The sequence below is a fragment of the Melittangium boletus DSM 14713 genome, assembly GCF_002305855.1.
Classification (GTDB): Bacteria; Myxococcota; Myxococcia; order Myxococcales; family Myxococcaceae; genus Cystobacter; species Cystobacter boletus.
In genome coordinates, this window is the sequence record NZ_CP022163.1 from 3,723,468 (window position 1) to 3,748,873 (window position 25,406).

Consider the following 25,406-nt stretch of genomic DNA (forward strand, 5'->3'; position numbering starts at 1 on the left):
CATCGCACGGTCCCCTCGAAAGCGAACAGATCCAATGATCTCATCCCAGAGACTCGGTGAGCGGCTCACCCAGGCGCGCAAGCGGCGGAACAAGACGCAGGCGGAGCTGGCCGAGGCCCTCGGCGTGGCCCGGACGACCCTGGTCGCCATGGAGAAGGGCGAGCGGCGCCCGAGCAACGCCGAGTTGATCAAACTCGCGCAGGAGCTCTCGGTGACCGTGAACGAGTTGCTGCGTGAGCACACCGTTGTCGCGGACGCGGCGCCCCGCTTCCGCATGGCCCCTCGGTTCGCCCGGAACGCGGCCGTCGACGCGGCGGTTGAACGACTCAAGGCCCTCGGACGGCAGTATGTCGAGCTGGAGCAGGTCCTCTCCATCACCCGGACGCCAGCGCCCCTGGAAGCGGTCACCGCCTATCGCGCCTCCACGTCCGTGCACCTCGCTCCCCAGCTCGCGGGTCAGGACGCGGCGGCATTCCTGCGCAGACACCTCGACCTGGGCGATGGGCCCGTGTCTCAACTCGAGTCCCTCCTGGAGTTGGAAGCGGGCTTGCGCATCTTCAAGCTCCCACTGCCCTCGGACGTGGCCGCCATCTTCCTCTGGAGCGACGTGATGGGCGCCTGCGTCGCGATCAACCGGCTCCATCCCCTGGAGCGCAGGCGATGGTCCCTCCTCCATGAGTTGGGGCACTTCCTGCGGGATCGGGAAGCGGGGGATGTGCTGCCGCTCCAGGTGGAGCACCCACGCGACCCCGCGGAACAATTCAGCGAAGCGCTCGCGGCGGAGTTCCTCATGCCCGCCACCGGGGTGCGCCGCCGCTTCGCCGAGCACCTCCGGGACAAGGGCGCGCACTTCTCGCCCGCGGATCTCATCGCCATGGCGCGATTCCATGAGGTGTCCTTCCAGGCCATGACGCTGCGCCTGGAGGAATTGCGACTGCTGCCCCAGGGCACCTACGCCAGACTCCGCGAACGCCACTTCCAGCCCAGGGAAGCGCCGCGGCGGATGGAGGTGACACCCGTGAGGGACTCCTTCGAGCGCTGGCTTCCCGCGAGGTATGAGCGGATGGCCTTCGAGGCCCATGCACAGGAGTTGCTGTCCGAAGGAGAACTCGCGCGCTATCTGCACTGCGATCGCGTCACCGCACGCGACCGGTATCTCGCGCAGCAGGTCGAGGAAGCCGAGGGAGGAAAGCTCGTCCTCGATCTGGGTGAGGACGTCCTCCAGGCTGGAAGCACGGAGTAGGGAATGCCCATCCGCGTCGTCGTCGCCGATGCGTGCTCGGCCCTCAACCTGTTGGCCACGGACCGCGCCTCCGACTTCCTCCACGCCTTGGATTGGACGCTGATTCTTCATCCCGAGGTGAAGCAGGAGGCTCAATACCTCCGAGGGCCCCCGGATGAGGAGGGCCAGCCCACGCGCCTCGTCTGTGACTGGAGCGCACTCGAGCAAGCGGGCCGTGTCCTGCCACCCGAGCCCGCCGACCTGGGAGCATCCTTCGAGGACGCCTTCGTCGGCGCGGCGGTGTGGCTCACCGACGTCGATGCGAAAGCCGTGGCCCTGGCGGGCGCACTCGCCCTGCCCCTGCTCTCGGATGACGGCAAGGTGCGCGAGGTCTTCCAACGGCTGTATCCCGCGCTCGAACTCCAGGCCACGCTGGAGCTGATCCGCCGCGCATCGGAGCGCTTGGGGTTGAGTCCGGACAGGGTCCGCGAGGTCTTGAGGACCCTCCGCTCGAAGGCCCGGTTCGCGCCGCCCCGGAATGATCCGAGCCGGGACTGGTACGAGGAACACCTGTCCAACGACTGAGCCTGGCGAGCAGGCGGCCTGCCTCCGAGGCCTCGCACCGGGACGCGGCGTCCCCTGGCCATGCACACCTTGAGGACCATTCCGGCCCCCGTCTGCCGGCTCCACCCTGGAGGACCCCATGGCCCGTGTCAGCCGTCGCTCGACTTCGCCGCTCCTCGACATCCTCTGTGGCGCGGCGGGAGGCGCGCTCGCCTCGTGGCTCATGGGCTATGCCCTGCGCGGCACGATGAAGAAGCTGCCCTGGAAGATGAAGCGCGAGGCCCAATGGAAGGCCTTCCTCCAGGGTGAGCCCTCCACGGTCAAGACGGCGGTGGCGGTGCTCCGGCCCCTCGGCATCCGGCTGAGCGCCAGGCAACGCAAGCGCGCCGGAGACGTGGTGCACTACGGCTACGGCACCGTCTGGGGCGCCCTCTATGGCGCGCTTCACCGCTTCCTGCCCCGGACGGGCAGACGCTTCGGCCTCGGGTTCGGCCTGGGCCTGTTCCTCTTCGGGGATGAACTCCTCGTGCCCGCCCTCAAGCTCGGCCCCACGCCGCGCCAGACGCCCGCGGGCACGCATTTGAGCGCGCTCATGGCGCACCTGGCCTATGGCGGCGTCACCGAGGGCTCCTACCGCATCCTGCGCCGCGCACTGACGTGAAGGGCGTTCGTCACCCGGGCCGGCTCGCTGCGACACGCCCCCCTCGGGGCCATCCCCCTGGTGCGGGGCCCCCTCCAGCCGGACATTCCGCGCGCGCTCGTCCCCGATGAGGCCGATCCCTCCTCGGAGACCTTGCGGCTGCTGCCCGGGCACCGGGTGGAGCTGGTGTGTGACGGCCGCGTCTTCGATGTCATGGAGGAGGAGATCGCCCGGGCGCGCGTGAGCATCCACCTGTGCATGTACATCTGGAGCCCAGGCGAGGTGTCCGACCGGCTCGTGCGGGCCCTGGCGGCGCGGGCGCGCGAGGGCGTGGCGTGCCGGATCCTCGTGGACGCGTTCGGCGGCGGAACAGGTTTCGAGCGCGAGGTGCGGCCCCGACTGGAGCGCGCGGGCTGCGAGGTCCGGCGCTTCCATCCGCCCCGGGTGGCACATCCCTTCCGGCTGCTCATGCGCAACCACCGCAAGCTGCTCGTGGTGGACGGGCGCTCGGGGCTCACGGGGGGCTGGGGCATCGCGGATGCGTGGCGCGAGTGGCGCGACACCAACGTGCGCGTCCAGGGTCCGGCCGCCCTGGCGCAGATGCAGGCGGCCTTCTCGCGCGACTGGCAGCGCGCCGGGGGCGAGCCCCTGCCACCCGACAGCTTTCCCCGGCTCGAGCCCGACGGCCCCGCCCCGGCCGCCTTCGTGCAGAGCCTCGCCCGTCCCGGCGCCGAGCCCTCCGAGCGCATGCTGGAACAGGTCTTCGACTCCGCCCGGCGGCGGCTGTGGATCTCCAGCGGCTATTTCGCCATCAACGACGCCTTCATGCGCCAATTGCTCCGGCTGCGGCGCTCGGGGGTGGACGTGCGCGTGCTGCTGCCCGGCCCCATCAACGACGTGGCCCTGGCCCGCGCGGCGCAGCGCTCCACGTACCGGCCCCTGCTGCGCCACGGCGTGCGCGTCTGGGAGTACCAACCCACGATGATGCACGCGAAGACGGCCGTGGTGGACGAGCGGCGCGGCGTCATCGGCTCCACGAACCTGGACCCGCTGTCGCTCAACGTCCTGGAGGAGGGCTCGTTCGTGGCGGACGACCCGGGCCTCAACGCGGCGCTCGCGCGGACGTTCCAGGAGGACCTCGGCCACTCGCGCGAGGTGCTCCACGTCCATGGGGCCTACACCCTCGTGTCCGGAATACGGCGCGCGCTCTGGTGGCTGTTCGACCGCTTCGAATGAGCCGCCCCCACGGCCTCAACGCAGCAGGACGAGCAGCGAGCCACCGAGCGCCGCGGCTCCGGCCACCCACCACGCCACGTAGTCACCCACGTGTCCCGAGTGCGCATCGCGCAAGGGAGCCAGCGCCGCCCGCAGCACCCGCCTCAAGCCACCGCCGTCCGGCGACCGGGAGCGCCGGAGCACCGCCCAGACCAGCGCCAGGGCCGCCAACACCGAGCCCCCACCCAGGGCCAGCGCCTCTCCCCCCACCTCCACTGGCCGCGCGGACGCGGGCACCGGCCGCACCTCGCCGCGCAGCACCCGCGCCGCGTAGGCCGACGGCTCCACGAAACGCACCGCCTCCGCCTCCACCCATGCGCCCAGGTGGGGCACCCACCCCGGCACCATGCCCGCCAGCGTGAGCAGCCCCACCACCGCGCCCATCGCCCACCGCGTCCGCGGCGCCTCCTGGGACTCCTCGGGCGCCAGGGCATCCGCCCGCGCGTCCTGCGCCTCGCGCGGCCCCGGCCCGCCCCAGCCGAGGAAGACGCGCGCGGTGGCGCGCAGCACGCCCGCGCCGGTGAGGACGCCCGCGAAGAGCAACACCCCGGACAGCCAGGGCAGATGCGCCTGCGTCGCGGCCTCCTCGAGCGCCGCCTTGCCCGGCATCGTGCCCAGCAGCGGTGCCCCAGCGAGCCCCCATCCCCCGAGCGCGAAGCACGCCCCCAGCCAGGGCAGCTCGCGGCCCCGGCGCCAGAGGGTCGCCTCGCCCACGCTCCGGTACCGGTCGAGCAGCACGCCCACTCCCAGGAAGAGCGCCGCCTTCACCGGGGCATGCGCCAGCACGTACAGCGCCGCCCCCGCGAGGCCCTTGCCCGACAAGAGCCCCACGCCGATGAGCGCCAGGCCCATGTGACTCACCGTGGAGAAAGCGAGCTGGCGCTTGAGGTGGTGCTGCTGGAAGGCCATCAGCGCGCCGACGACGGCGGTGAGCACGCCCACGCCCACGAGCACTCCGCGCACCGCCGCCGCGTGCGCCCCGAGCGCGGGCGCGAAGACGGTCCAGTACACGCGCGCGAGCCCATACAGGCCCAGCTCCACCATCACCCCGGAGAAGAGCGCGCACACGGGCGTGGGCGCCACCGCGTGCGCGTCCGCCAGCCAGAAGTGGAAGGGCACCAGCGCGGCCTTCGTCCCCAGGCCCACCACGAGCAGCGCGAAGGCGCACCCCACGAGCGCGTCCAGGGGGCCCGCGGCGAGCGCCTGGCCCAGCGCCGCCAGGTTGAGCTGCCCCGTGCGGCCGTAGAGCAGGCCGATGCCCAGCAGGATGAACACCCCGCCCGCCGAGTTCGTCACCGCGAAGTTGAAGGCGCCTTGAATGGCCTCGGGCTCCTCGACCTTGAAACCGGTGAGCGCGTAGGCGCAGACGCCCATCAGCTCGAAGAAGACGAAGAGGTTGAAGAGATCGCCCGTGAGACAGAAGCCCACCATGGCCGCGCAGAACAGCAGCATCAGCACGTGGAAGAGGTGGCCCGCCGAGTCGAAGTAATGCCACGCGAAGGCGAGCGACAGGGTGCACAGCGCGGCCACCAGCGTGGCCAGACCCGCGCCCAGGGGGTCCACGGTGAAGCTGATGCCGAGCGCCACCCCGTCGTGCACCCGCCAGCCGCCGAACCAGTAGACGATCGGGGCCTGGGACGAGGCGCGCACGAGGGAACCACACCCCACCGCCACCGTGCCCGTGGTGAGCAGCGCCAGCGTGTCGAGGAGGCGGCGGGGCATCCACCTGCCGAGCGCGGACAGGAGCGCGGCGGCCAGCAGGGGCAGGACGACGGGCAGGGCGGGAGACACCGGAGCCTATCTCTTGAGGACGCACATGCGTCCGGGGTCGAGCGAGCCGAAGTGATGGTGGGCCAGCATCGCCAGGGACAGCAGGAGCGAGGAGACGGTCGCGCCCACGACGACATCCGTGAGCGTGAGCGCCTGGACGATGGGGTCCACGAACACCGCGTCCGGGGCCGTGCCGTGGAGGATGGGCGCGGTGGCATGCTCACGCGTGCCCACGCCCAGGAGCACCAGGTAGGTCGAGGCCTCCATCACCGCCAGGCACACCACCAGGTGGATGAGATTGCGACTGCTCACGACGCCGTAAAGGCCCACGAGCAACAGCCACACGGCCACGTAATAGGGCAGGTGCGTCATGCGTCTCCCTTCCTCCGATCGACGAGTGTCTGGTCGAGCAATTCCGCGAGGATGAGGATGATGCCGGCGGACACGGCCAGCCCCACGAACCCGTTGAGCAGCGGCACCTGCCCGGCGGACGGCAGCTCACCGCGAGTCCCCAGGGGCAGCACGTTGCGCAGGAACTCCTGGCCCGCGAGCAGCATCCCGAGCAGCCCCACGCCGGCGAAGCCCGCCACGCCCAGCCCCTCCAGTCCATCCAGCAGGGCCATGGGGTTGAGCCGCCGCGTGCGCCACGACGCGCCCGCCAGGAAGACCAGCGCCGCCGCCCCGGCGAGTACCACGCCGCCCTGGAAGCCTCCGCCGGGCGACAGGTGGCCATGCACCACCACGTACAGGCCCAACAGCAGCCCCGGCGCCACCTGCGCGAGCGTCCACACCCGCAGCGCGTCGGTGGTGCCCGGCGGCTCGGCGCCCACGCGCATCCCGCCCCGCAAGCCGGAGTCCTCCTCGGTCCGCCGCTCGCGCAGCAGCAGGGTGACGCCCATGACGGCGGCGAAGAGGATGAACTCCTCGCCCAGGGTGTCGAAGCCCCGGTAGTCGAACGTCACCGCCGCCACGGCGTTCACCGTCTGGCGCAGGGGCACGGTGGTGGCGTTGACGGCGTCGCCATACGCCGAGTGCCCCTGGTCCATCGCGGGCAGCCCCCGCACGGCCGCCAGCAACGACAACCCCAGGCCCACCGCGCCCACGCCGAAGAGGGCACCACGCGCACGTGGGTTCATTTCCGGCTCCGGCGGACCCGCGCCACGGTGAGCACGATCATCAGCGGCAGGGCCACCACGCCCACCACCACCTGGGAGAGCGCCACGTCGGGCGCTTGGAAGACGACGAAGAGCACCGTGAGCAGGAGCCCCAGGTAACCCGTGGCCATGGCCTGCTGGACGGGGTCGCGGCTGAGCACCACCCCCGTGCCCGCCAACCCCACCATGAGCAGCAGCACCGCGCGGAAGACGTTCATGGCTCCACCCCGGGGTCGTCTGGCGAAGAGCGGGACGAGCGCTCGTGCAGCACCGCCGCCCGGCCCACCGCGTGGGTGAGCACCGGGCTCAACAGCACCAACACGCCGCCCACCAGCAGGGCCTTCACCCCGCCCTCCTTCGCGGGCGTGTCCAGCGCCACCGCCACCACGATCGCCAGCGCCCCGAGGCCATTGGCGGGGCCCAGCAGGTGCAGCCGCTCGAAGGGGCCGCGCAACACGAGCAGCCCCCACGCGCACAGCCACTGCACCCCCACACCGAGCACCAGCAGCGCGACCACCCCCCACGCCTTCATGAGCGCCGCTCCAGGAGCCTCACGAAGAGGAGTCCGCCGGGAAAGGACAGCACCGCCAGCACCAGGGCGATGTCGAAGTAGATGGCGCGCTGGTACACCCGCGCGAGCACCAACAGCAGGAGCGTGGTGAGCGTGGTGGCCAGTTGCAGTCCCACCAGCCGGTCCATCGTCCTCGCGCGCACGCACAGCACGCCACAGGGCATGAGCGCCACGAGCAGCCCGGACGCCGCCCATTCCCAGGCCGTCACAGCAGGTGCCTCCAGTGATCATCCGGGCGCGGCCTGGCGACCAGCTCGTGCACGAGCACGCGATCCCCTTCCTCGTCGAAGTCGATGACGAAGGCGTTGGGCGGCAGCGACAGGGCGGTGGTGGCCAGCACCTTGCGCGCCACGCTCCGCGCATCCCGCCCCCGCGCGGGAAAGGAATAGGTGCGAAACGCCGCGCGCGAGGGCCTTCCCGCCAGACGCCGCACCACCTCGGCCAGCACCGTGCCCGTGTCCAGCACCGTGTGCCGCAGCAGGCGGCCGGTGAAGCGCAGCCAGCCGAGCCGGGGCCGCATGCGCAACAACCCCTGGGCATGCAGGGCCGTGGCCACTCCCGCCGCCAGTCCCGCGCACACGCCGCCCACGCCCCACTCCGCCGCCGACAGGGCGGACAGATTGAGCAGCACCCACACTCCCCACAGAAGCAGCACCCAGGCCAGCCACGTCACCGCATGCCGCATACGGCTCCTCGTGTTCACCCAGCCCGGACAGCCTGCACCCCCCGGTGCCGAACCCCATCGACCTCTCGTGCCCCGACGTGTTGGCGCGTCCGGCGACGAACATCGCGCCCGGCGCTTGTCTCCCCGTCAACTCCCTCCGGACAGAGGAGTCCATCTCGTGGACCACTCCCCGGCGCTCCCGCCCATGGCCATCGTGAATGAGTCGCCACCGCCCACCCGGAAGGTGCACCTTGGGAATCCTCAAGCGCCTGTCTCGCTGGCCCCTCCTGCGGCAGCTGCGTCAGAAGGACGCACTCGGATTGGGCCGCACGGCGATGACCGAGCGCAGCGAGGCGCTCGAGCCACGCACCGCCCGGGCGGACAAGGTCGTCCAGTCCATCTGCCCCTACTGCGCCGTGGGCTGTGGCCAGCGCGTCTATGTGAAGGACGGGAAGATCCTCGACATCGAGGGCGATGAGGACTCGCCCATCTCGCGCGGCCGGCTGTGCCCCAAGGGCAGCGCCACCTTCCAGCTCGTCACCGGCACGCACCGCGTGCACACCGTGCTCTACCGGCGCCCGGGCGCCGCGCAGTGGGAGCGCATTCCGCTGCACAAGGCCATGGACATGGTCGCCGAGCGCGTGAAGAAGACGCGCGACGCCACGTGGCAGGAGAAGACGGACAAGGGGGAAGTGGTCAACCGCACCCTGGGCATCGCGCACCTGGGCGGGGCCACCCTGGACAACGAGGAGAACTACCTCCTCAAGAAGCTCTTCACGGCGGGCCTCGGCATCGTCCAGGTCGAGAACCAGGCTCGAATATGACACTCCTCCACGATCCCCGGTCTGGGGATCTCGTTCGGCCGAGGCGGTGCCACCAACTTCCAGCAGGACCTGGTGAACTCCGATTGCATCCTCATCCAGGGCAGCAACATGGCGGAGTGTCACCCGGTGGGTTTCCAGTGGGTGATGGAGGCGCGTGAGCGCGGCGCCAAGGTCATCCACGTGGACCCGCGCTACAGCCGCACGAGCGCGGTGGCGGACCTGCACGTGCCCATCCGCGTGGGCACGGACATCGCGTTCCTCGGAGGACTGGTCCACTACATCCTGGAGAACGAGCGCTATTTCCACGACTACGTGGTGCACTACACCAACGCGCCCGCCATCCTGCGCGAGGAGTTCCAGGACACCGAGGAGTTGGACGGGCTCTTCAGCGGCTATGACCCCGAGACGGGCAAGTACCAGCCGCACTCCTGGCAGTACGAGGGCCTGGACGGCGTGGTACCCGCGGCGGGCCACAAGGAGATCTTCGCCGAGCCCGGCGCGGGAGGCCACGGCCGGGTGCGGGGCAAGCACATCACCGAGGTCCACAACGACAAGACGCTCCAGCACCCGCGCTGCGTCTTCCAGGTGCTCAAGCGGCACTTCGCGCGCTACACGCCCGCGGTCGTCTCACGCATCTGCGGCGTGCCCGAGGAGCTGTTCCTCCAGGTGGCCAAGGCTTTGTGTGACAACTCGGGCCGCGAGCGCACGAGCGCCTTCTGCTACGCGGTGGGCTGGACGCAGCACTCGGTGGGGGTGCAGTACATCCGCACGGCGGCCATCATCCAGCTCTTGCTCGGCAACATGGGCCGGCCCGGCGGCGGCATCATGGCCTTGCGCGGCCACGCCACCATCCAGGGCTCGAGCGACATCCCCACGCTCTACAACCTGCTGCCCGGCTACATCCCCATGCCGCACGCGCCGGACGCCCAGCGCTTCGACCAGTACGTGCACAACAACGAGTCGGCCAGCGCCTGGTGGAGCAACTTCCCCAAGTACATCACCTCGCTGCTCAAGGCGTACTACGGCGACGCCGCCACGAAGCACAACGACTACGGCTTCCAGTGGCTGCCCAAGCTCACGGGAGACCACTCGCACATGACGACCGTGGCCGACATGGCCGACGGCAAGGTGAAGGGCTACTTCGTGCTGGGGGAGAACCCCGCCGTGGGCTCCATGAATGGCGCCCTGCAACGCAAGGCACTGCACAAGCTCGACTGGCTCGTGGTGGGAGATCTCACCCTCACGGAGACGGCCGAGTTCTGGCGCACCGCCCCGGAGGTGGTGCGCGGCGACGTGCGGCCCGAGGACATCCAGACGGAGGTGTTCTTCTTCCCCTGCGCGGCGCACACGGAGAAGGAGGGCTCGTACACCAACACCCAGCGCCTGGTGCAATGGCGCCACAAGGCCGTGGAGCCCATCGGCGAGGCCCGGAGCGATCTGCACTTCGTCCACGACCTGGGCGTGCGGCTCAAGAAGCTGTACTCGGACTCGACCGAGGAGAAGGACCGGCCCATTCAGGCGCTCACCTGGGACTACCCCACGAAGGGCGAGAAGCAGGAGCCCGACGCCGAGGCGGTGCTCCGGGAGATCAGCGGGTACCGGGTGGCGGACGGCGCGCCGGTGAAGGGCTTCAAGGAGCTCGCGGACGATGGCGGCACGGCGTGCGGCTGTTGGATCTACTCGGGGGTGTACGCGGACGGGGTGAACCAGGCCGCGCGCCGCAAGCCGGGCAGGGAGCAGACGTGGGTGGCGCCCGAGTGGGGCTGGGCATGGCCCGCCAACCGGCGGCTGCTCTACAACCGCGCGTCGGCGGACCCCGAGGGCCGGCCCTGGAGCGAGCGCAAGAAGTACGTCTGGTGGGACGAGGGCCTGGGGCGCTGGACGGGCGAGGACGTGCCCGACTTCATCGAGGATCGGCCGCCCTCGTACTGCCCCTCGAAGGACACGCGGGGGGTGGACACGCTGGCGGGGACGGATCCCTTCATCATGCAGGCGGACGGAAAGGGCTGGCTCTTCGCGCCGAGCGGCATGATGGATGGGCCCCTGCCCACGCACTACGAGCCGCTGGAGTCGCCCGTGCCGAACTTCCTCTACGGGCAGCAGTGCAACCCGGCGCGCTCCGAGTACCGGCGCCGCGACAACCCCGCGCACCGGGCCTGGGGGGATCCGCGCTATCCGCACGTGCTCACCACCTACCGGCTCACCGAGCACCACACGGCGGGCGGCATGTCCCGGTGGCTGTCCTGGCTGAGCGAGCTGCAGCCGGAGATGTTCGTGGAGGTGTCTCCGGAGCTGGCGGAGGAGGTGGAGCTGGAGAACGGGGGCTGGTGCACGGTGACGAGCGCGCGCGGCGAGCTGGAGTGCCGGGTGCTGGTGACGGAGCGCTTCCGGCCGCTGCGCATCGGCGATCGACGCGTGCACCAGATTGGCATGCCCTACCACTGGAGCTACGCGGGACGGGTGACGGGCGAGAGCGCGAACGAGCTCACGCCCTTCTCGGCGGATCCAAACGTGTCCATCCAGGAGTCCAAGGTGCTCACGTGCGCCATCCTCCCGGGACGCCGGAGCCTGGGGCGGCGCGCGGCCATGGGCTGGACGCCGCCGCCGCTGCCGCCGGGCGTGGTGGAGCTGCCCAGGGATCAGGAAGACGTGGGGCCGCCCGAGGATCAACCCGCGCAGGAGGAGTGACGCGCCATGGGACAGAAGGGCTTCTTCACGGACACCACGCTGTGCATCGGGTGCAAGGCCTGCGAGGTGGCATGCAAGCAATGGAACCAGTTGCCGGATGACGGCTTCCGGCTCACGGGCATGTCGTACGACAACACGGGGCACCTGGGCGCCTCGACCTGGCGGCACGTGGCCTTCGTGGAGCGGCCGGTGCCCATGCCGGGCCAGACGGTGGGGCTCCTCGACTTCTCGTGGTTGATGAGCTCGGACGTGTGCAAGCACTGCCAGCGGGCCGGGTGCCTGGAGGCGTGCCCCACGGGCGCCATCATCCGCACCGAGTTCGACACCGTGTACGTGCAGCCGGACGTGTGCAACGGCTGCGGCTACTGCGTGGCGGCGTGTCCCTTCGGCGTCATCGACCGGCGCGAGGACGACGGCCGCGCGTGGAAGTGCACGCTCTGCTACGACCGGCTGGGCGAGGACATGACGCCCGCGTGCGCCAAGGCGTGCCCCACGGCGTCCATCCAGTTCGGCGACGTGGACGAGCTGCGCGACAGGGCCCAGCTGCGGGTGAAGGCCCTGCACGAGAAGGGGTGGGAAGCGGCGTACCTGTACGGCGCGGACGCGGACAACCAGCCGGGCACGGGCGGGCTCAATGCCTTCTTCCTGCTCGTGGACAAGCCCGAGGTCTACAACCTGCCGCCCGACCCGGTGGTGCCGACGATGAAGGGCCGGGAGTCCTGGAGGATGGCGGGCTGGGGCGCGCTGGGCATGGCGGCGCTGGCGCTCGGGGCGGTGCTGTTCGGACGGGAGGGACGCGCATGAGCGGGACGCGGAGCGATGGGCGCAACATCGATCCCCGCCTGGGCACGCTCTCGGGCGAGGGCGCGCAGCAGCGGGTGAAGACGCTGGACGGGCCGGACGCCGGACGGGAGCCGTTGCATACCCGTCCCACGCAATCGGGCGCGGCCTCCGCCGACGCGCCGAGCTACTACGGCCAGCCCGTGCTCAAGGCGCCGGTGTGGATCTGGAGCGTGCCGCTCTACTTCTACGTGGGCGGCACGGCGGGCGCGGCGAGCGTGCTCGGGGTGGCGGTGGAGCTGGTGGGCGGCGAGTCCTTGAAGCCCCTCGGCCAGCGCTGCCGGTGGGTGGGCGCGGTGGGGGACATGGTGAGCGCGGGGCTGCTCATTCACGACCTGGGCCGGCCCAAGCGCTTCCTGAACATGCTGCGCGTCTTCCGCCCCACCTCCCCCATGAGCCTGGGCACGTGGATCCTCTCCGGCTCGGGGGCGATGAACACCCTGTCCGTGCTCCTCTCGCGCCAGAAGGGCTGGCTCGGGCGCGTGGGCGATGGGGCGGCGATCGGCGGAGGGCTGCTGGGCATGCCGCTCGCGGGGTACACGGCGGTCCTCATCACCAACACGGCGGTGCCCCTGTGGCAGTCCGTGCACAAGACGCTGCCGCTCCTGTTCATGGCCTCCTCGGTGGCGGGCGCCGGGAGCCTCCTGCGGCTGCTGCCCCACCCGCCGCGCGAGGACAAGGTGCTCCACGCGTTCAGCACCCTGGGCCAGGTGGCCACGCTCCTCGCGGAGCGCGCGGTCCAGCGGGATGCCTCGCGCGTGGAGCAGGTGGCCCTGCCCTTGAAACAGGGACGCACGGGGGCGATGTGGAAGGCGGCGCGGGTGTGCACCGCGGCGTCGCTCGTGCTGGGCCTGTGGCCGGGACGGCGCCCCGGGACGGCGCGGGCCGCGGCGCTGCTCGGCACGGTGGGAGCGCTCCTCACCCGCTTCGCGGTGTTCCACGCGGGCAAGGTGTCGTCGAGGGATGCCCAGGCCACCTTCCAATCCCAGCGCCAGGGCCTGGGCGCGGCGGAGGTCACGGCACACACCCACGCCTCGGACGGCAAGCCGCTGCGCTTTCCCCTGCCCGTGGTGCGCTGATATCCACCGCGAGACCAAGCTCCGTACGTGGCTGATACGCCACGGCTTCCACGAATGGAAACCATGCGGAGTACGCACTATGGGCAAGGGCCGATGAATCAACCCTTGGATGATGATGGGCGAAACTGCTCGGGGATGGTGTCGACGAGCAGTTCTCTCATTACATCGATCTCTGGCTCGCTTTTAGAGCCAAAACGGAGCCGAAGTAGGGCCAATAAAACGGGAAGCGCATCATCAGAAAGCGCCAGCGGTAAAGGGTCATAAGCGGCTGGATCTTTCGGAACTACGGGAAACAGTCGATCCAGGCGCGCAACGCCATCATAGACGATTGGACTGCTATTCGCTGGGCAGAAAAAGAATTGGCTATAGAGCAAAGCATCAATTCGATGCCGCATCAACTCAGGAAAGCCAGTGGGATGGTTCTCCGACTGAATTCCATAGAGTGGCGCGACCAGCACATTCCGTTCCTGGAGGTGCTTTTTCCCGGCTTGTCTCAAGAGTGGATCGACATCGTCGAACGCAGTTCCCAGTGGAGCAATGACGATGGCTAGTCGTCGTTTCGCTTTCTGGACCATGAGTTCTTCATTATCGGCAAGTTGTAGCTTATAGACAGGAAGTCCTCGCCTTTTCTTGAAATCATCCCTGGTCACATTTCGGACGGTGGCACGCGCTGACTCGTGTCCTCGGGGATTATCCCGCTCAACATCCAAAATTTGGGGAATTGGTGGATAGGCGGGGACCGGGACCCACGCAAGTTGCCCAAGCGAGGGAGCCTGCCGGAACGTTCGCTCATTCAAGGGTTTGTAGAAGGGGCCGATGAGCGTCGTAAGTCCCATGCCGCGTTAATCCTCGATTTCCGGCTGCCGCAAATCACCAAACGCGGTAACACCCGAGAAGGAAGCACCTCCCTCGCTTACATCTTCATGCTCAAGCGCGTGAAGAAAAGCATCGTCGTAGGGTCCTGTGTCCGCAGGGGTTTTCGTCGGCGCCTCAAGGGTCCGGCGGCGGAGCGAGCTAAGCGCCTCGCGCGCCTGTTGCATTTTCTTCGCGGAAAGCTTCATGGCAGGTACTGGAACAACCTTTTGAGGGGCCTGCGCCTTCCGAAAGTCCAAGACATCACCCGGCTCGATCTGCTGCATCGGTTCGGTTTCGAAGTAGACATGGGTCAGAAGGCCCGCTGTGTCGTCAGACCATTTACGTACGGCAGATTTCAGCGCAGAACTCACATACGTGGCCATTGAGTCGAGTAGACGCTCGACTGGTGGCTCGGACTTCAGGCGACGACCCCGATACACATGCCTATCGTCGCCGGAATACTTTGACTCGTAGGAGTTCTTATCGATCAACCTCATGGAGACAGCTTGGTCGATAGCCCCTAATGACTCGGAACAGTAAGGTCCAAAATGAACGAACCTCCATGTCCATCCCGTCAATGTGACGCCTCCCATCCGGCGGGCGTAATAAAGATCGGCGAGGTACAAGAACTTCACGAGCCGCGTGGGTGTTAGTACCTCATCCCGTTCTGCGGCCCAGCTGCAAATGAGCTGGATGAGTGCTGGGATGTGCTCTGCGGAAAGGGCGCCAGCCATCGGTCACCTAATATTACCATGCGGTCTGACAGCGCCACGGCAGGCAAGGAAGCATGCCCTTGGCACGTAGATCTCCGGCTTTCGGCTCCAGTCGGTCTTCATGGATGACCCGCTGGAAGAACTTGTCGATGGCTCCCTAGGCACACGTCGAGATAGATCACACCTGCTTACCCATTGTCGATCCTCACGAGCCCGAATTGCGGACAGCGGAAGATGCGAGGCGCCCTTCACTCAAAGGAGCAGGCCATTTCGCTCTTGGTCGGAGGACGACCTGTCGCCGTCGTTTAGATGCGCACAGAGCGCCCGTTGCAGGTAAGCATCGGAAACTACTTAAATGTGCTCAGTGCGTGGACCATGTCGGGAATCAGGCGCAGCGGCACGCCCCAACATGGGCAATTAGCCCATGGCCCCAGAGAACGAACGCGCACTCTCCAGGAGTACGTCCGCGAACATTGCTCCTTGCACTAGATAGGTGGAGTGTCCGCTAGCGCGCAGCACCCGGGCTCAAGATTGAACCCCTCCCGGACGAGGGCCTGCGCCCACACGGCCCGGTCGTGGATGATGGCCGTGGAGAATGTGCCGGGGGGGCACATCCCGCGGAACCCACTCACGTCCGCCCCGACAGACGTCCGGCTCATGTCCATCCACGCTCAAAATCCCGCGCCTCGTCCGCCCGAGCCCGATCCCCTGTTGGGTGCGTGCCTGGGCAGCTTCCGGCTCACCCGCAAGCTGGACCAGGGCGGCATGGGGGCCGTGTACCTGGGCGAGCACGTGGGCATTGGCAGCCGCGTGGCCATCAAGGTGCTCCACCCACGCCTGGCCACGTCGCCGCAGGTGCTGCGCCGCTTCCACACGGAGGCGCGCGCGGTGAACCTGATCGGCCACGAGAACATCGTCAGCGTCATCGACATCCAGCCCGCGCCGCCCCGGCCCTACCTCGTCATGGAGTACCTGGAGGGCGAGCCCCTGTCGGCGCTGCTCGCCCGGGGCCCGGTGCACCCGGAGGTGGCCATCGCGCTGCTGTCGCAGGTGTGCGACGCGCTCGAGGCCACGCACGCGCGGGGCATCGTGCACCGGGACTTGAAGCCGGAGAACCTCTTCCTGGTGCGGCGAGGCCAGGGGCCCGCCTTCGTGAAGGTGCTCGACTTCGGCGTCGCCAAGCTGCTGGACGCCGAGGAGCGCACCACGGACACGGCCGAGGGCGCCGTCATCGGCTCGGCGGACTACATGGCGCCGGAGCAGTCGCGGGCCGAGCCCGTGGATGGGCGCTCGGACCTGTACGCCCTGGGCGTCATCGCCTACCAGCTCGTCACCGGGCGGCTGCCCTTCGTGGAGAAGACGCTCACGGCGCTGCTGCTCGCGCACCAGACGAAGCCGCCGCCGAGCCCCACCTCCGTGCGCGCCGAGGTGCCCCCCGCGCTCTCCAGCGTCATCCTCCGGGCGCTCGCGAAGGATCCGGAGAACCGCTACCCGAGCGCGTCGACGATGCGCGGAGCGCTCCAGGTGGCGCTCGCCCAGGGCTTCGCCCTGCCGGGGCCGGTGCGGACCCCGCCGCCGTTGTCGGCCTTCGTGCTGCGCCCCGCGCTGGCGCTGCCCGTGCGCGTGACGCGCCCGGAGCCGGGACTCCCGAGCGAGCGGCTGCGCTGCTCGGAGCTCACCCGCGCGGGCCTCTTCCTGTGCACCGAGCAGGGCCTGCCGCCCCTGCTGTCGCGGGTGACGGTGGCGCTGGAGCACCCGGACGGGGAGCTCGCGTGCGAGTGCGAGGTGGTGCGGCACGTGCGCCCGGACGAGGCGCGTGCCTGGGGCATGGCGCCCGGCTTCGGGGTGCAGCTCGTCTCCCCGTCCATCTCCTTCAAGGCGGCGGTGGCGCACCTGTTGCTCGGCCAGCCGCTGGACACGCTCAAGCCGCCCATCGATCCCGCCACCGAGGCCGAGGTGGAGCAGGTGCTCGCGCCCTACCGGGAGCGGGGCACGGAGGACCTGTACGCGGTGCTGGCGCTGCCGTGGGACAAGGACTGCGAGGAGCTGCGGCTGCGCGCGCACCGGGCACAAGGAGCGCTGGAGCGGCTGCGGGAGCGGCCCATCTCCCCGGTGCTGCGCGCCCGGGTGGACGCGGTGCTGGAGCGGGTGCGCAAGGCGGGCGACACGCTGGGCCACCCCCGCCCCCGCGCCATGTACGACGCCGAGCGGGGCAACTTCCACGGGGTGGCGCGCTGTCTGGCCGCGGGGCTCACGCTCGCGCAATTGGAGGAGCTGCGGCGCGACTTCCTCGCCCGCCACCCCCACACCTGGTCCTCCCTGCGCGCGCACCTCGCCCGGGCGGAGGCGGACCAGCGGGCGGGGCGGCTGGAGTTCGCGCGCGAGGCCTATGAGCGCGCCCTGCTGCTGGATCCGCTCAGCCTGGAGTTGCACCGGCACTACGTCTCCGTGTGTCGGGCACTGGGCACTTCGGGCCGGGGGGAGCCGGGAAACAAGGCCTCCGGGACGTAGGTGAATTCGCGGAGAGAGCGGGTCCATGCTCTCCTCTCGGGCGAGAGGTGACATGACTCCCCCGCCCCCCGCATCTCCGCTCCTCGAGTCGATGCAACGCGTGGCGCCCTTCGTGGTGGCTTCCGGCCTCACGCCGCTCATCCCCGTGCCCTTCCTGGACGACTACGCGCTGCGCCGGGTGCGCGAGGACATGGTGCGGGAGCTGCTCGAGGAGCGCGGCCTCACCGCGCCCCGGGACACCGTGTCGCTGCTCGCCGGCCGCCATCCGCGCCAGGGCAGCCGCCTGCAACAATTCGCGGGCAAGGCGGCGCTGCTGCCCCTGCGGCTCGCCACGCGCAAGGGCTACCGCCGCGTCCTCACCGCCCTGTGGGTGAAGGACTGCGTGGACATGGCCTCCATCACCCTGCACCAGGGCCACCTGCTGCGCCACGCGCTCACGCGGGGGGATTTGACCCAGGACACCCTCGGCACCCCGGACGCCGCGCGCCGCGTGCACGCCGCCATCACCGCCGCCTGCCAGGAGGTGGACGCGCGCCCGGTGAACCAGGCCCTGCGCCGGCTCCTCGCGGGCAGCCGCCTGCTGCTCGATGCCCTGTCGCGCGCCCTGGACACCCCTCCAGAGGACGAGGCCCGCGAGCGCGCCTCCCTCGCCGCGCGACTGGCCGCCGCCCTCTGGGAGGAGCGGGGCTACTTCCTCGCCCTCGAGTCTCGTTACGAGAAGCACCTGGACGCCCCAAGTCACCCCCCGGATTAGAAACCCGCTATCCCCGCTCAACAATCTAATCACGTAAAACGCGGATTCATTGTAAGGTGTGTGCAACTCAACCCTTCCCCCCGGATGGGATACATCGTGGCCAACCTGATTGATGCCGTGCGTCTGGGAGACGTGTCCGTGGTGGAGGCGCTGCTCAAGCGGGAGCCGCGCGCGCTGGGCCGAGGAGACTCCCAGGGGATGACTCCCCTCATGTGGGCGGCCTGGAATGGCGCGGTGGAGGTGGTGAAGCTGCTGCTATCGCAAGGGGCGGTGGCGTCGGTGAAGGACGCGCGGGGCGCCACGGCGCTGATGCTGGCGGCGGAGCGGGGCCACCTGGAGGCGGCGCGGCAGCTCGTGTCGGGGGCGGACGCGGCGGAGCGGGGTGAGGCCCTGCGGCACGCGGTGGGCGCGGGGCAGCGCCTGGTGTCGTCCTGGCTGCTGGACGAGGCGGGCGCGGAGCTGGAGTACGGAGGAGAGGAGGGCAAGACGCCGCTCATCTGCGCCGTGCTGGGAGGCCACTCGGCGCTGGCGGACGAGCTGCTGCGGCGAGGCGCCTCGGTGGAAGCCCAGAGCACCCCCTTCCTGCCCTTCGAGAACCGGCGGGACTCCGGCTGGAGGCCGCTGCACTACGCGGCGGACCGGCGGCACGCGCTGCTGGTGCAGCAACTGCTCGACGCCCGGGCCCGCGTGGACGCGGCGAGCGGCGAGGGCACCACGCCCCTGATGCTGGCGGCGCTCCGGGGAGACGAGGACTCGGTGCGCGTGCTGCTGCTGGCGGGCGCCGATCCCCTGCGCCAGGACTCGCGGGGCGCCACGGCCCTGTCCCTCTCGCGCATGCACGGCAAACCCCACGTCACGAGCCTGCTCGAGCGCCGCGCCGAGGAGCTCCCGCCCACGCGCGTGCCCCGGGACGACACCGCCCCGGACGAGCGCACCCGCTGAGCCGGGACGTCAGTGAATCAGTCCGCCCGGGCCGTCCTCGTCGTCCGGGGGCGGGCGGGTGACGCGCGCCATCGCCTCCTTGAAGTACTCGAGCGAGCGGCGCAGCCGGGCATCCATCTCCACCGAGGGGCTGTCCGCGCGCGCCAGGCACAGCGTCACCGCGCGGCCCGTCAGCGGCTCGTCGCCGGGCTCCAGCACCGTTTCCTCGGCGGCGCCGAACACCAGCCAGTCCCGGCGCCAGAGCGCGTCCAGCTCGTGGCCGAAGTACTCCTCCATCTCCTCGCGCAGCGGCTCGGGCAGCCCCGGCACGTCGCAGAACTCCACGCAGTCGCGCAGGAAGCGCGCCACCAGGGCGTCCTCCTCCGAGTCCGCCTCGTCCCGCTGGGGCGCCTCATGGGAGAAGTTGCACGCCATCGCGCCGTCGAGCAGCCGCGCCAGGTCCTCCCCGCACGTCACCAGCCCCAACCGCGGCGCTTCCTCCACCGCCCCGTCCTGGCGCAGGAACGCCTCCCCCGCCAGCGTGTCGTGTCTCTTGCCCTTGCCCAACGTTCCCCTCCCGGAAGCCCAACCCCAGGCCCTCCAGAGTACAGGGCCCCTCCCACGCGGTCAGCCCCTTTTGCGCACACCCGGGACGCCGCCCGGGGCGGACACTTCCGGGAAATCGAGCGGGAAGAGGAAACTTCCTTTCACCCCTTACGAAAATAGGAGCAGTTGGTCCCCCTTCGACAAGGTGAGTCAGCCCCCATGGTCGCCATTTCCCGCGCCGCCCCCTCCACCGCCCTCCGCACCACCGCGGCCGCCTCCAACCCCGTCCTGCGCGAGGGGGCCAAGGGCGCCTCCGTCACCGCCCTGCAGAACAAGCTCAAGGCGGCCGGCTTCAACCCGGGCGCGGTGGACGGCGCCTTCGGCCCCAAGACGGCCGCCGCGGTGAAGGCCTTCCAGAAGGCGCGTGGCCTCGAGGCCGACGGCATCGTCGGCCCCAAGACGTGGAGCGCCCTCAACAGCGTGGGCGCCTCCTCGGGCGGCTCCGGCCCCACCCTCAAGAAGGGCGCCACGGGCGAGGCCGTCCGCGCGCTGCAGAACCGCCTCAACGCGCTCGGCCACAACGTGGGCGCCGCGGACGGCGCCTTCGGCCCCAAGACGGAAGCGGCCGTGAAGTCCTTCCAGCGCGCCCACGGCCTCACCGCCGACGGCATCGTCGGCCCCAAGACGTGGGACAAGCTGGGCATCAAGGTGAGCGGCGGCTCCGGCACCACCCCCGCCCCCGGCGGCGGCCGCACCGTCACCGGCTACGTCAACGGCGCGCCGCGTCAAATCACCCTGTCCAAGATTCCCAACGGCAAGGAGATGCGCTCGGACGCGGCGGCCGCCTTCAACCGCATGCACGCCGCGGCGGCCCGCGCCGGCATCAACCTGCACGTCAACAGCGGCTTCCGCTCCATGGCCGAGCAGCAGGAGCTCTACCGCAAGTACCTCAACGGCACCGGCAACCTCGCCGCCAAGCCCGGCTACTCCAACCACCAGGGCGGCATCGCCGTGGACATCAACGTCGGCGGCACCGGCACCGCCACCTACAAGTGGCTGGCCGCCCACGGCGCCGAGTACGGCTTCAAGCGCACCGTGCCCTCCGAGCCCTGGCACTGGGAGTACCGGCCCTGAGCCGCTGTCCGCGAAACGGACACCCCGTGTCCTGACCCAGGACACCCCCCGGGGCGGCGCAACCCCTCGGTTTTCGTGAAGTCTCAGTTTCTTGGAGTTCCCAGTGGAGCATCCATGCTCCACTCGGGGTCGGGTGACGCGATGCGTCGTCCTGGAAGGGCCAACGCCAGGGGTCTGGCGTGGGAATTGCTCGGGTGCCGGACGCCCATCCCGACCCGGCGTCCCCGAGCACCCCACCGCAATCCCAGCCACGCCTCCGCTCCCCGGAGGACAGTCACCCTGTCCCGGGGGGCTCCCCAAGGAGCTGTCCGCATGAAGAAGCACCTGTCCACCCTCCTGCTGGCGCTGTGCGCGCTCGGCCTCGGTACCGAGGCCCAGGCGGGAGCCTCCAAGACGACATACCCGGTCGTGTTCGCCCACGGCCTGGGCGGATTCGACGATCTGCTCGGCTACAACTACTGGGGCGACGACTACGGCATGTTCGTCGGCACCACGTGCAAGTCCGCTTGGATCTGCAACGACGACCTCGACTACAACCAGCAGTCGTTCGCCGCCGCCGTGCAGCCCATGCAGAACTCCGAGGTGCGGGGCCTGGACCTGGCCAACGACATCGAGGGCTACATGGCGAGCGTGGGCGCCAGCCGGGTGAACCTCATCGGCCACTCGCAGGGCGGCCTGGACGCGCGCAAGGCGGCCAAGGTGCTCTACCAGCGCAAGGGCTACACCGTGGTGTCGGTGATGGTGAGCGTGTCCTCGCCCCACCGCGGCTCGCCCGTGGCCAAGTACATCCTGGACTTGAAGCCCGGCGTCACCAGCGTCATCGCCGCCCTGGCCGAGTACTACGGCGACATCGTCTACGGGCCGGGCAATGACGGCTACGCCGCCGCCAAGCAGCTCGTCTACAACGACTACAGCGCCAGCGACGGCATCACCACGGGCACCAAGGCCTTCAACGTCAACAACCCCATCGATTCGCGCTACGCCTCGCGCTACGCCTCGTTGATGACGGCCCAGCGGGGCCTCAACGTCAATCCCGCGCTCTACCTGATCAAGGAATACATCTTCGACATCGACGGCAACGGCTACTGCGTGGATGACTGCGACAACGACGGCGCCGCGGGCAAGGGCAACGGCTACGCGGACGAGGACGATGACGACGGCATGGTCGGCATCAACTCGCAGCAGATGGGCTACCGGCTCAAGTACACCAACAACCCCTTCGTCTTCGATTCCATCGAGGACGACAAGAGCGTGCCCTACCTGAGCAACATCAACGCGCCCACCTCCCAGCAGATGACCTCCAGCTCGAGCGTCATCAACCAGGACCATGTGGACGTGGTGGGCGTGGGCCCGGACACCTTCGACGAGCCCGAGTTCTACGCCGCCATCTTCCAGTACATCGGCAACCACGACTGAGGCTCGGCACGCCTTCCGGGAGGCCCCCCATCGCGCGCGGGGGTCCTCCGGGAGTAGCCTTGGACCCATGAACCGACCCAAGGCCCCCCTGTTCCTGGCCCTGGCCCTGCTGCTCGCCGGCGCCGCCGTGCTCGCCACGCGCATCCTGCCCGAGCGCGGGAATGATCCGCGCGGCAAGCCTCCCGCCCATGCCGAGCCCTCCACCGCCTCCTCCGAGGCGGCCCGGACGCGGGCACCGCTCGCGCCGGACCCGGAGGACGGGGAAGCGATGCGCCCCGGCACGGACATGGCGGCCTCCCTGCGCTCGCGCTACGCGGCGCGCATCCATGAGCCCCACACGCAGATGCGCATGCTCGAGCAGCTCATGCGCCACTTCCAGCAGCTCTACCCCACGGGATGGGAAGAGCCGCTGCTCGCGCTGGTGAAGCAGGCCTTCCCGGAGCTGTACGAGGAGCTGGCCCTGCGGCTGCGCCAGCGCGTGGCGTACGCCCAATGGATGGAGTCCCACCGGGAGGAGCTGCGCGCCAAGCCCGTCGCCGAGCGCCGCGCGGCGGTGTGGGAGGAGCGCAACCAGTTGTTCGGCGAGGAGACGGCCCGGAAGATCTGGGCCGCCGAGCTGCGCAACGAGTCGGTGGGCAACACCCTCTCCATCATCGACGCGCTGCCCCAGGCGGACGTGAACGAGCGCCTCGCGCGCTACAAGCAGAGCCTGGAGCAGACGTTTGGCGACGAGGCCCCTGGCTACATGCAGGCGAACCAGCAGGAGCTGATGAACCGCTTCCTGGACCTGGGCTCGGTGCAGCGCGACCTCGGCGCGATGACGCCGGAGCAACGCGCGGAGCACCTGCGCGCGATACGCGAGGGCATGGGGCTGGACGAGGCGGCGCTCGAGCGGTGGAAGGATCTCGACACGCGGCGCGACGCGCGATGGGCCCTGGGGGAGCAGTACATGGCCGAGCGCGCGATCCTCGCCCAGCAACACACGGGCCCGGAGCTGGAGCGGCGATTGAGCGAGCTACGGGCCCGCTACTTCGCCGACGAGGCCCAGACGATCGCCGAGGAGGAGGCCAGCGGCTTCTACCGCTTCGGCCAGCCCCGGCAGTGGGGCCGCAACTGACGCGCGGCCCCTGGCGGCGTCACTCCACCTCCTCGGCCTTCGGCTTCGCCGCCATCGCGGCCGCTGGAAACAACCCCGAGGGACGAATGGTCGGGGACTTCGGCCCGGGTTCCACCTCCTGCCCATCCTCCGACTCGGGCCCATCCTTCGACTTGGGCTTGTCCTTCGGCTCGGGCTTGTCCTTCGACGTGGGCCCATCCTCTTCCTCGCTCAGCACCTGACTGAGACTCAGATTCAGTTGGCTGTCGAGCATCCACAAAAGGCTCATGAAGTCCTTGGAGTTCAGACCGAGACGCTCACCCAAGAGCCGCTTCGTCTCCTCGTACACCGCCATGCGCGCTTCCTGGAGCCGACGCCATATCGTGGACTGGTTCTTGGCGAACAGCCTGCCCAGCACGGGAGTGCTCAGACCATCTCCGAAGTGCAGCCGCAGCAGGTGGCGTTGATCCGGGGACAGGGATTTGAAGGCGTCGCGCAGGGCTTGGAGGAAGTCGCGGCGGTAGCGGCTCCGGATGAGTTCGAGTTCCGGGCTCGGTTCAGGAGCGGGCAGCGCCGCCAGGGACTCGAGCACGTCCTCTTCATGGGACTCAGCCGAGGATGGACTCAACTTGACGGCCATGCGCGCGGCGCTGATGCGCAGCCAGGTCTCAAGCGGGCCCTGGCCCTTGTACGACGCGAGTTGGGGCCCCATCTCTCGCGTGCCCACCAACAAGTGGATGCGCATCAACTGGCAGACCTCGTCGATGACCGACGCCGACAGCCGACGAGAGCCGAGTTGGGACGGCAGCCGGGCCAGGAAATGGTCCTCCAGCACCTGGATCGCGGAACTCATGCCCTGCAGGCACGCACAGGCGAGGTAGAGGTCCGCCACGGCCAGGGTTTCGAGCACCTTGGCGGGGGATGAGGCACCTCCCTTGATGGACAGAATAATCCCTTGGAGGTGGGTACGGAATGGCTCGAAAGCCAGGGCCACGGAAGGCCAGACCTTCCGAGCCTTCTCCCAGGCCAGACGCAGCTGCTGCTCGAACTCGTCACTCTCGTTTGACACGGTCAACACGCCTTCCCTTGTCTCGCGGCCTGGCATTGTCTCGACCCAAGCGGGCGGCCGCGTCCCAGGTCGTGTCGTTCAACCAAGGAGCCCGCATCCTTCATGGACCCCGATGATAACCACGAATTCCACCTCATCGGCGACACGCACCGGGCCTGCGGGGAACAAGGATTGACCGGGTGCGCAATCCCGAGCGGCGTCACTCCTCCTCCGGCTCGGAGGAGGACGAATCATCCTCCTCGCGCAATATCTGACTGACGCTCAAGTCCAACTGACTGCCGAGCATCAGCAGCAAGCTCTCGAAATCCTTGGAGTTCAAGCCGAGGCGCTCGCACAACAGCCGCTTGGTCTCGTCGCGTACTTTCTTCCGGGCCCTCTTGAGCCAGCGCGACAGCGTCGACTGGTTCTTGCGATAGAGCGCGCCCAGCTCGATGGTGGACAGGCCATTCACGAAGCGCAGCCGCAGCAGGTAATGCTGTTCGGGAGGCAGGGTGGAGAAAGCCTCGTTCAGGGCCTGGAGGAAGTCGTGGTGGTAGCGGCGCCGGATGAGGTCGAACTCCGGGCTTGGTCCGGGCGAGGGCAGCTCCGCCATGGCCTCGAGCATGTCGTCCTCGGGAGTCTCCCGGGCCGGGGGGCTCTGCTTGTGGGCCATGCGCACGGCGATGACGCGCAGCCAACTGGAGAGCGAGCCCACCCCCATGTACTCCGCCAACCGGGGCGGCGTCTCGGGCGTGTCCACCAAGAGGAGGATGCGCACCGACTGACAGACCTCGTCGAGCACCGGCTTCGACAACTTGAGATGGCCGAGTTGGGACGGCAGCCGGGCCAGGAAGTGGGTCTCCAGCAGATGGTGCGCGGCGCTCATGCCTTGCAAGCACGCACATGCGAGATAGAGGTCCGACGCGGCCAGGGCGTCGAGCAGCGCGGCGCGGGGTCCGGCGTCGTCATCGGCGGGCAACAGTCTCCGCACGTGCGCGCCGAAGGGCTCGAAGGCGAGGGGCAGGGAGGGCCATGACGCCCGCGCCCGAGCCCAGGCCAGGCGCAACGGCTGCTCAAGTCCGTCGTCATTGTTTGACACGGTCAAAATGCCTTCCCTTGTT

25 protein-coding genes are annotated in these 25,406 nt (G+C 69.5%); 13 read left to right on the forward strand and 12 right to left on the reverse strand.

The features are described 5' to 3' along the window. Positions 1-34: 34 nt before the first annotated feature. From MEBOL_RS15725 to MEBOL_RS15740, 4 genes are all read left to right on the forward strand, one after another. On the forward strand, positions 35-1,243 hold the full coding sequence (locus tag MEBOL_RS15725) for an XRE family transcriptional regulator (protein WP_095978202.1): 1,209 nt from the start codon (positions 35-37) through the stop codon (positions 1,241-1,243). A 3-nt stretch (positions 1,244-1,246) separates the two neighbouring features. Further along, positions 1,247-1,807: a hypothetical protein gene (locus tag MEBOL_RS15730; RefSeq protein ID WP_095978203.1), complete on the forward strand. Its 561-nt coding sequence runs from the start codon at positions 1,247-1,249 to the stop codon at positions 1,805-1,807. A gap of 118 nt (positions 1,808-1,925) precedes the next feature. Beyond that, positions 1,926-2,447 carry a DUF1440 domain-containing protein gene (locus MEBOL_RS15735; protein WP_095978204.1) on the forward strand — a complete coding sequence of 174 codons (522 nt, stop codon included), beginning with the start codon at positions 1,926-1,928 and terminating at the stop codon, positions 2,445-2,447. A 60-nt stretch (positions 2,448-2,507) separates the two neighbouring features. Next, positions 2,508-3,662: a phospholipase D-like domain-containing protein gene (locus MEBOL_RS15740; RefSeq protein ID WP_095978205.1), complete on the forward strand. Its 1,155-nt coding sequence runs from the start codon at positions 2,508-2,510 to the stop codon at positions 3,660-3,662. A gap of 15 nt (positions 3,663-3,677) precedes the next feature. Here MEBOL_RS15740 and MEBOL_RS15745 read toward each other — a convergent pair whose 3' ends face one another. From MEBOL_RS15745 to MEBOL_RS15775, 7 genes are read right to left on the reverse strand one after another with little or no spacing between them, the layout of a single operon-like run. Then, positions 3,678-5,492, reverse strand: coding sequence for a complex I subunit 5 family protein (locus MEBOL_RS15745; protein ID WP_218920910.1), 1,815 nt, complete (start codon positions 5,490-5,492; stop codon positions 3,678-3,680). A 6-nt stretch (positions 5,493-5,498) separates the two neighbouring features. After that, positions 5,499-5,843: a sodium:proton antiporter gene (locus tag MEBOL_RS15750; RefSeq protein ID WP_095978206.1), complete on the reverse strand. Its 345-nt coding sequence runs from the start codon at positions 5,841-5,843 to the stop codon at positions 5,499-5,501. After that, positions 5,840-6,607 (reverse strand): MnhB domain-containing protein, encoded by a 768-nt coding sequence (locus tag MEBOL_RS15755; RefSeq protein WP_095978207.1) that lies wholly within the window; start codon positions 6,605-6,607, stop codon positions 5,840-5,842. Before MEBOL_RS15755 ends, MEBOL_RS15750 begins: the two co-directional genes overlap by 4 nt. Continuing rightward, positions 6,604-6,843, reverse strand: coding sequence for a Na(+)/H(+) antiporter subunit B (locus MEBOL_RS15760; protein WP_095978208.1), 240 nt, complete (start codon positions 6,841-6,843; stop codon positions 6,604-6,606). The genes MEBOL_RS15755 and MEBOL_RS15760 overlap by 4 nt, the downstream gene beginning before the upstream one ends. Further along, on the reverse strand, positions 6,840-7,157 hold the full coding sequence (locus tag MEBOL_RS15765; RefSeq protein WP_095978209.1) for a cation:proton antiporter: 318 nt from the start codon (positions 7,155-7,157) through the stop codon (positions 6,840-6,842). Before MEBOL_RS15765 ends, MEBOL_RS15760 begins: the two co-directional genes overlap by 4 nt. Beyond that, positions 7,154-7,405: a monovalent cation/H+ antiporter complex subunit F gene (locus MEBOL_RS15770; RefSeq protein ID WP_218920911.1), complete on the reverse strand. Its 252-nt coding sequence runs from the start codon at positions 7,403-7,405 to the stop codon at positions 7,154-7,156. The genes MEBOL_RS15765 and MEBOL_RS15770 overlap by 4 nt, the downstream gene beginning before the upstream one ends. Continuing rightward, on the reverse strand, positions 7,402-7,881 hold the full coding sequence (locus MEBOL_RS15775) for a Na+/H+ antiporter subunit E (protein WP_095978210.1): 480 nt from the start codon (positions 7,879-7,881) through the stop codon (positions 7,402-7,404). The genes MEBOL_RS15770 and MEBOL_RS15775 overlap by 4 nt, the downstream gene beginning before the upstream one ends. Before the next feature lie 197 nt (positions 7,882-8,078). On the opposite strand from MEBOL_RS15775, the gene fdh reads away from it, so the two are divergent. From fdh to nrfD, 3 genes are read left to right on the forward strand one after another with little or no spacing between them, the layout of a single operon-like run. Continuing rightward, entirely contained in the window at positions 8,079-11,372 is a 3,294-nt protein-coding gene (fdh, locus tag MEBOL_RS15785; protein ID WP_218920912.1) for a formate dehydrogenase, read from the forward strand. Between the two features lie 6 nt (positions 11,373-11,378). After that, on the forward strand, positions 11,379-12,176 hold the full coding sequence (locus MEBOL_RS15790; RefSeq protein ID WP_095978213.1) for a 4Fe-4S dicluster domain-containing protein: 798 nt from the start codon (positions 11,379-11,381) through the stop codon (positions 12,174-12,176). Continuing rightward, positions 12,173-13,291 carry an NrfD/PsrC family molybdoenzyme membrane anchor subunit gene (gene nrfD, locus MEBOL_RS15795; protein ID WP_095978214.1) on the forward strand — a complete coding sequence of 373 codons (1,119 nt, stop codon included), beginning with the start codon at positions 12,173-12,175 and terminating at the stop codon, positions 13,289-13,291. The genes MEBOL_RS15790 and nrfD overlap by 4 nt, the downstream gene beginning before the upstream one ends. 98 nt (positions 13,292-13,389) lie before the next feature. Here the strand turns inward: nrfD and MEBOL_RS41160 are convergent, their stop codons facing one another. Together MEBOL_RS41160 and MEBOL_RS41165 are read right to left on the reverse strand one after the other, a co-directional pair. Next, on the reverse strand, positions 13,390-14,127 hold the full coding sequence (locus tag MEBOL_RS41160; protein ID WP_157775010.1) for a hypothetical protein: 738 nt from the start codon (positions 14,125-14,127) through the stop codon (positions 13,390-13,392). A gap of 6 nt (positions 14,128-14,133) precedes the next feature. Continuing rightward, on the reverse strand, positions 14,134-14,643 hold the full coding sequence (locus MEBOL_RS41165; protein ID WP_157775012.1) for a hypothetical protein: 510 nt from the start codon (positions 14,641-14,643) through the stop codon (positions 14,134-14,136). 873 nt (positions 14,644-15,516) lie between these two features. Between MEBOL_RS41165 and MEBOL_RS15810 the strand changes: the two genes are divergently transcribed. The 3 genes from MEBOL_RS15810 (at position 15,517) to MEBOL_RS15820 (ending at position 19,066) form a co-directional block, all read left to right on the forward strand. Then, positions 15,517-17,370: a serine/threonine-protein kinase gene (locus MEBOL_RS15810; protein WP_095978217.1), complete on the forward strand. Its 1,854-nt coding sequence runs from the start codon at positions 15,517-15,519 to the stop codon at positions 17,368-17,370. A 52-nt stretch (positions 17,371-17,422) separates the two neighbouring features. Continuing rightward, complete coding sequence (locus MEBOL_RS15815; protein ID WP_095978218.1) at positions 17,423-18,124, forward strand: hypothetical protein; 702 nt, start codon at positions 17,423-17,425, stop codon at positions 18,122-18,124. Between the two features lie 96 nt (positions 18,125-18,220). Next, complete coding sequence (locus MEBOL_RS15820) at positions 18,221-19,066, forward strand: ankyrin repeat domain-containing protein (RefSeq protein WP_170115521.1); 846 nt, start codon at positions 18,221-18,223, stop codon at positions 19,064-19,066. 9 nt (positions 19,067-19,075) lie between these two features. On the opposite strand, the gene MEBOL_RS15825 is transcribed toward MEBOL_RS15820, so the two are convergent. Further along, complete coding sequence (locus MEBOL_RS15825; protein ID WP_095978220.1) at positions 19,076-19,612, reverse strand: hypothetical protein; 537 nt, start codon at positions 19,610-19,612, stop codon at positions 19,076-19,078. Positions 19,613-19,810: 198 nt separating this feature from the next. On the opposite strand from MEBOL_RS15825, the gene MEBOL_RS43635 reads away from it, so the two are divergent. From MEBOL_RS43635 to MEBOL_RS15840, 3 genes are all read left to right on the forward strand, one after another. After that, the gene (locus MEBOL_RS43635; protein ID WP_095978221.1) at positions 19,811-20,725 is read left to right on the forward strand and encodes a peptidoglycan-binding protein; all 915 of its coding nucleotides are present in this window, start codon (positions 19,811-19,813) and stop codon (positions 20,723-20,725) included. Between the two features lie 312 nt (positions 20,726-21,037). Then, positions 21,038-22,141 carry an esterase/lipase family protein gene (locus MEBOL_RS15835; protein WP_095978222.1) on the forward strand — a complete coding sequence of 368 codons (1,104 nt, stop codon included), beginning with the start codon at positions 21,038-21,040 and terminating at the stop codon, positions 22,139-22,141. A 67-nt stretch (positions 22,142-22,208) separates the two neighbouring features. Beyond that, positions 22,209-23,258, forward strand: coding sequence for a hypothetical protein (locus tag MEBOL_RS15840; protein WP_095978223.1), 1,050 nt, complete (start codon positions 22,209-22,211; stop codon positions 23,256-23,258). 19 nt (positions 23,259-23,277) lie between these two features. Here MEBOL_RS15840 and MEBOL_RS15845 read toward each other — a convergent pair whose 3' ends face one another. Both MEBOL_RS15845 and MEBOL_RS15850 read right to left on the reverse strand, forming a co-directional pair. Beyond that, positions 23,278-24,306, reverse strand: a complete 1,029-nt coding sequence (locus MEBOL_RS15845) for a sigma factor-like helix-turn-helix DNA-binding protein (protein WP_245919801.1) — start codon at positions 24,304-24,306, stop codon at positions 23,278-23,280. A gap of 199 nt (positions 24,307-24,505) precedes the next feature. Next, positions 24,506-25,384: a sigma-70 family RNA polymerase sigma factor gene (locus MEBOL_RS15850; protein WP_245919803.1), complete on the reverse strand. Its 879-nt coding sequence runs from the start codon at positions 25,382-25,384 to the stop codon at positions 24,506-24,508. Positions 25,385-25,406 lie beyond the last annotated feature (22 nt).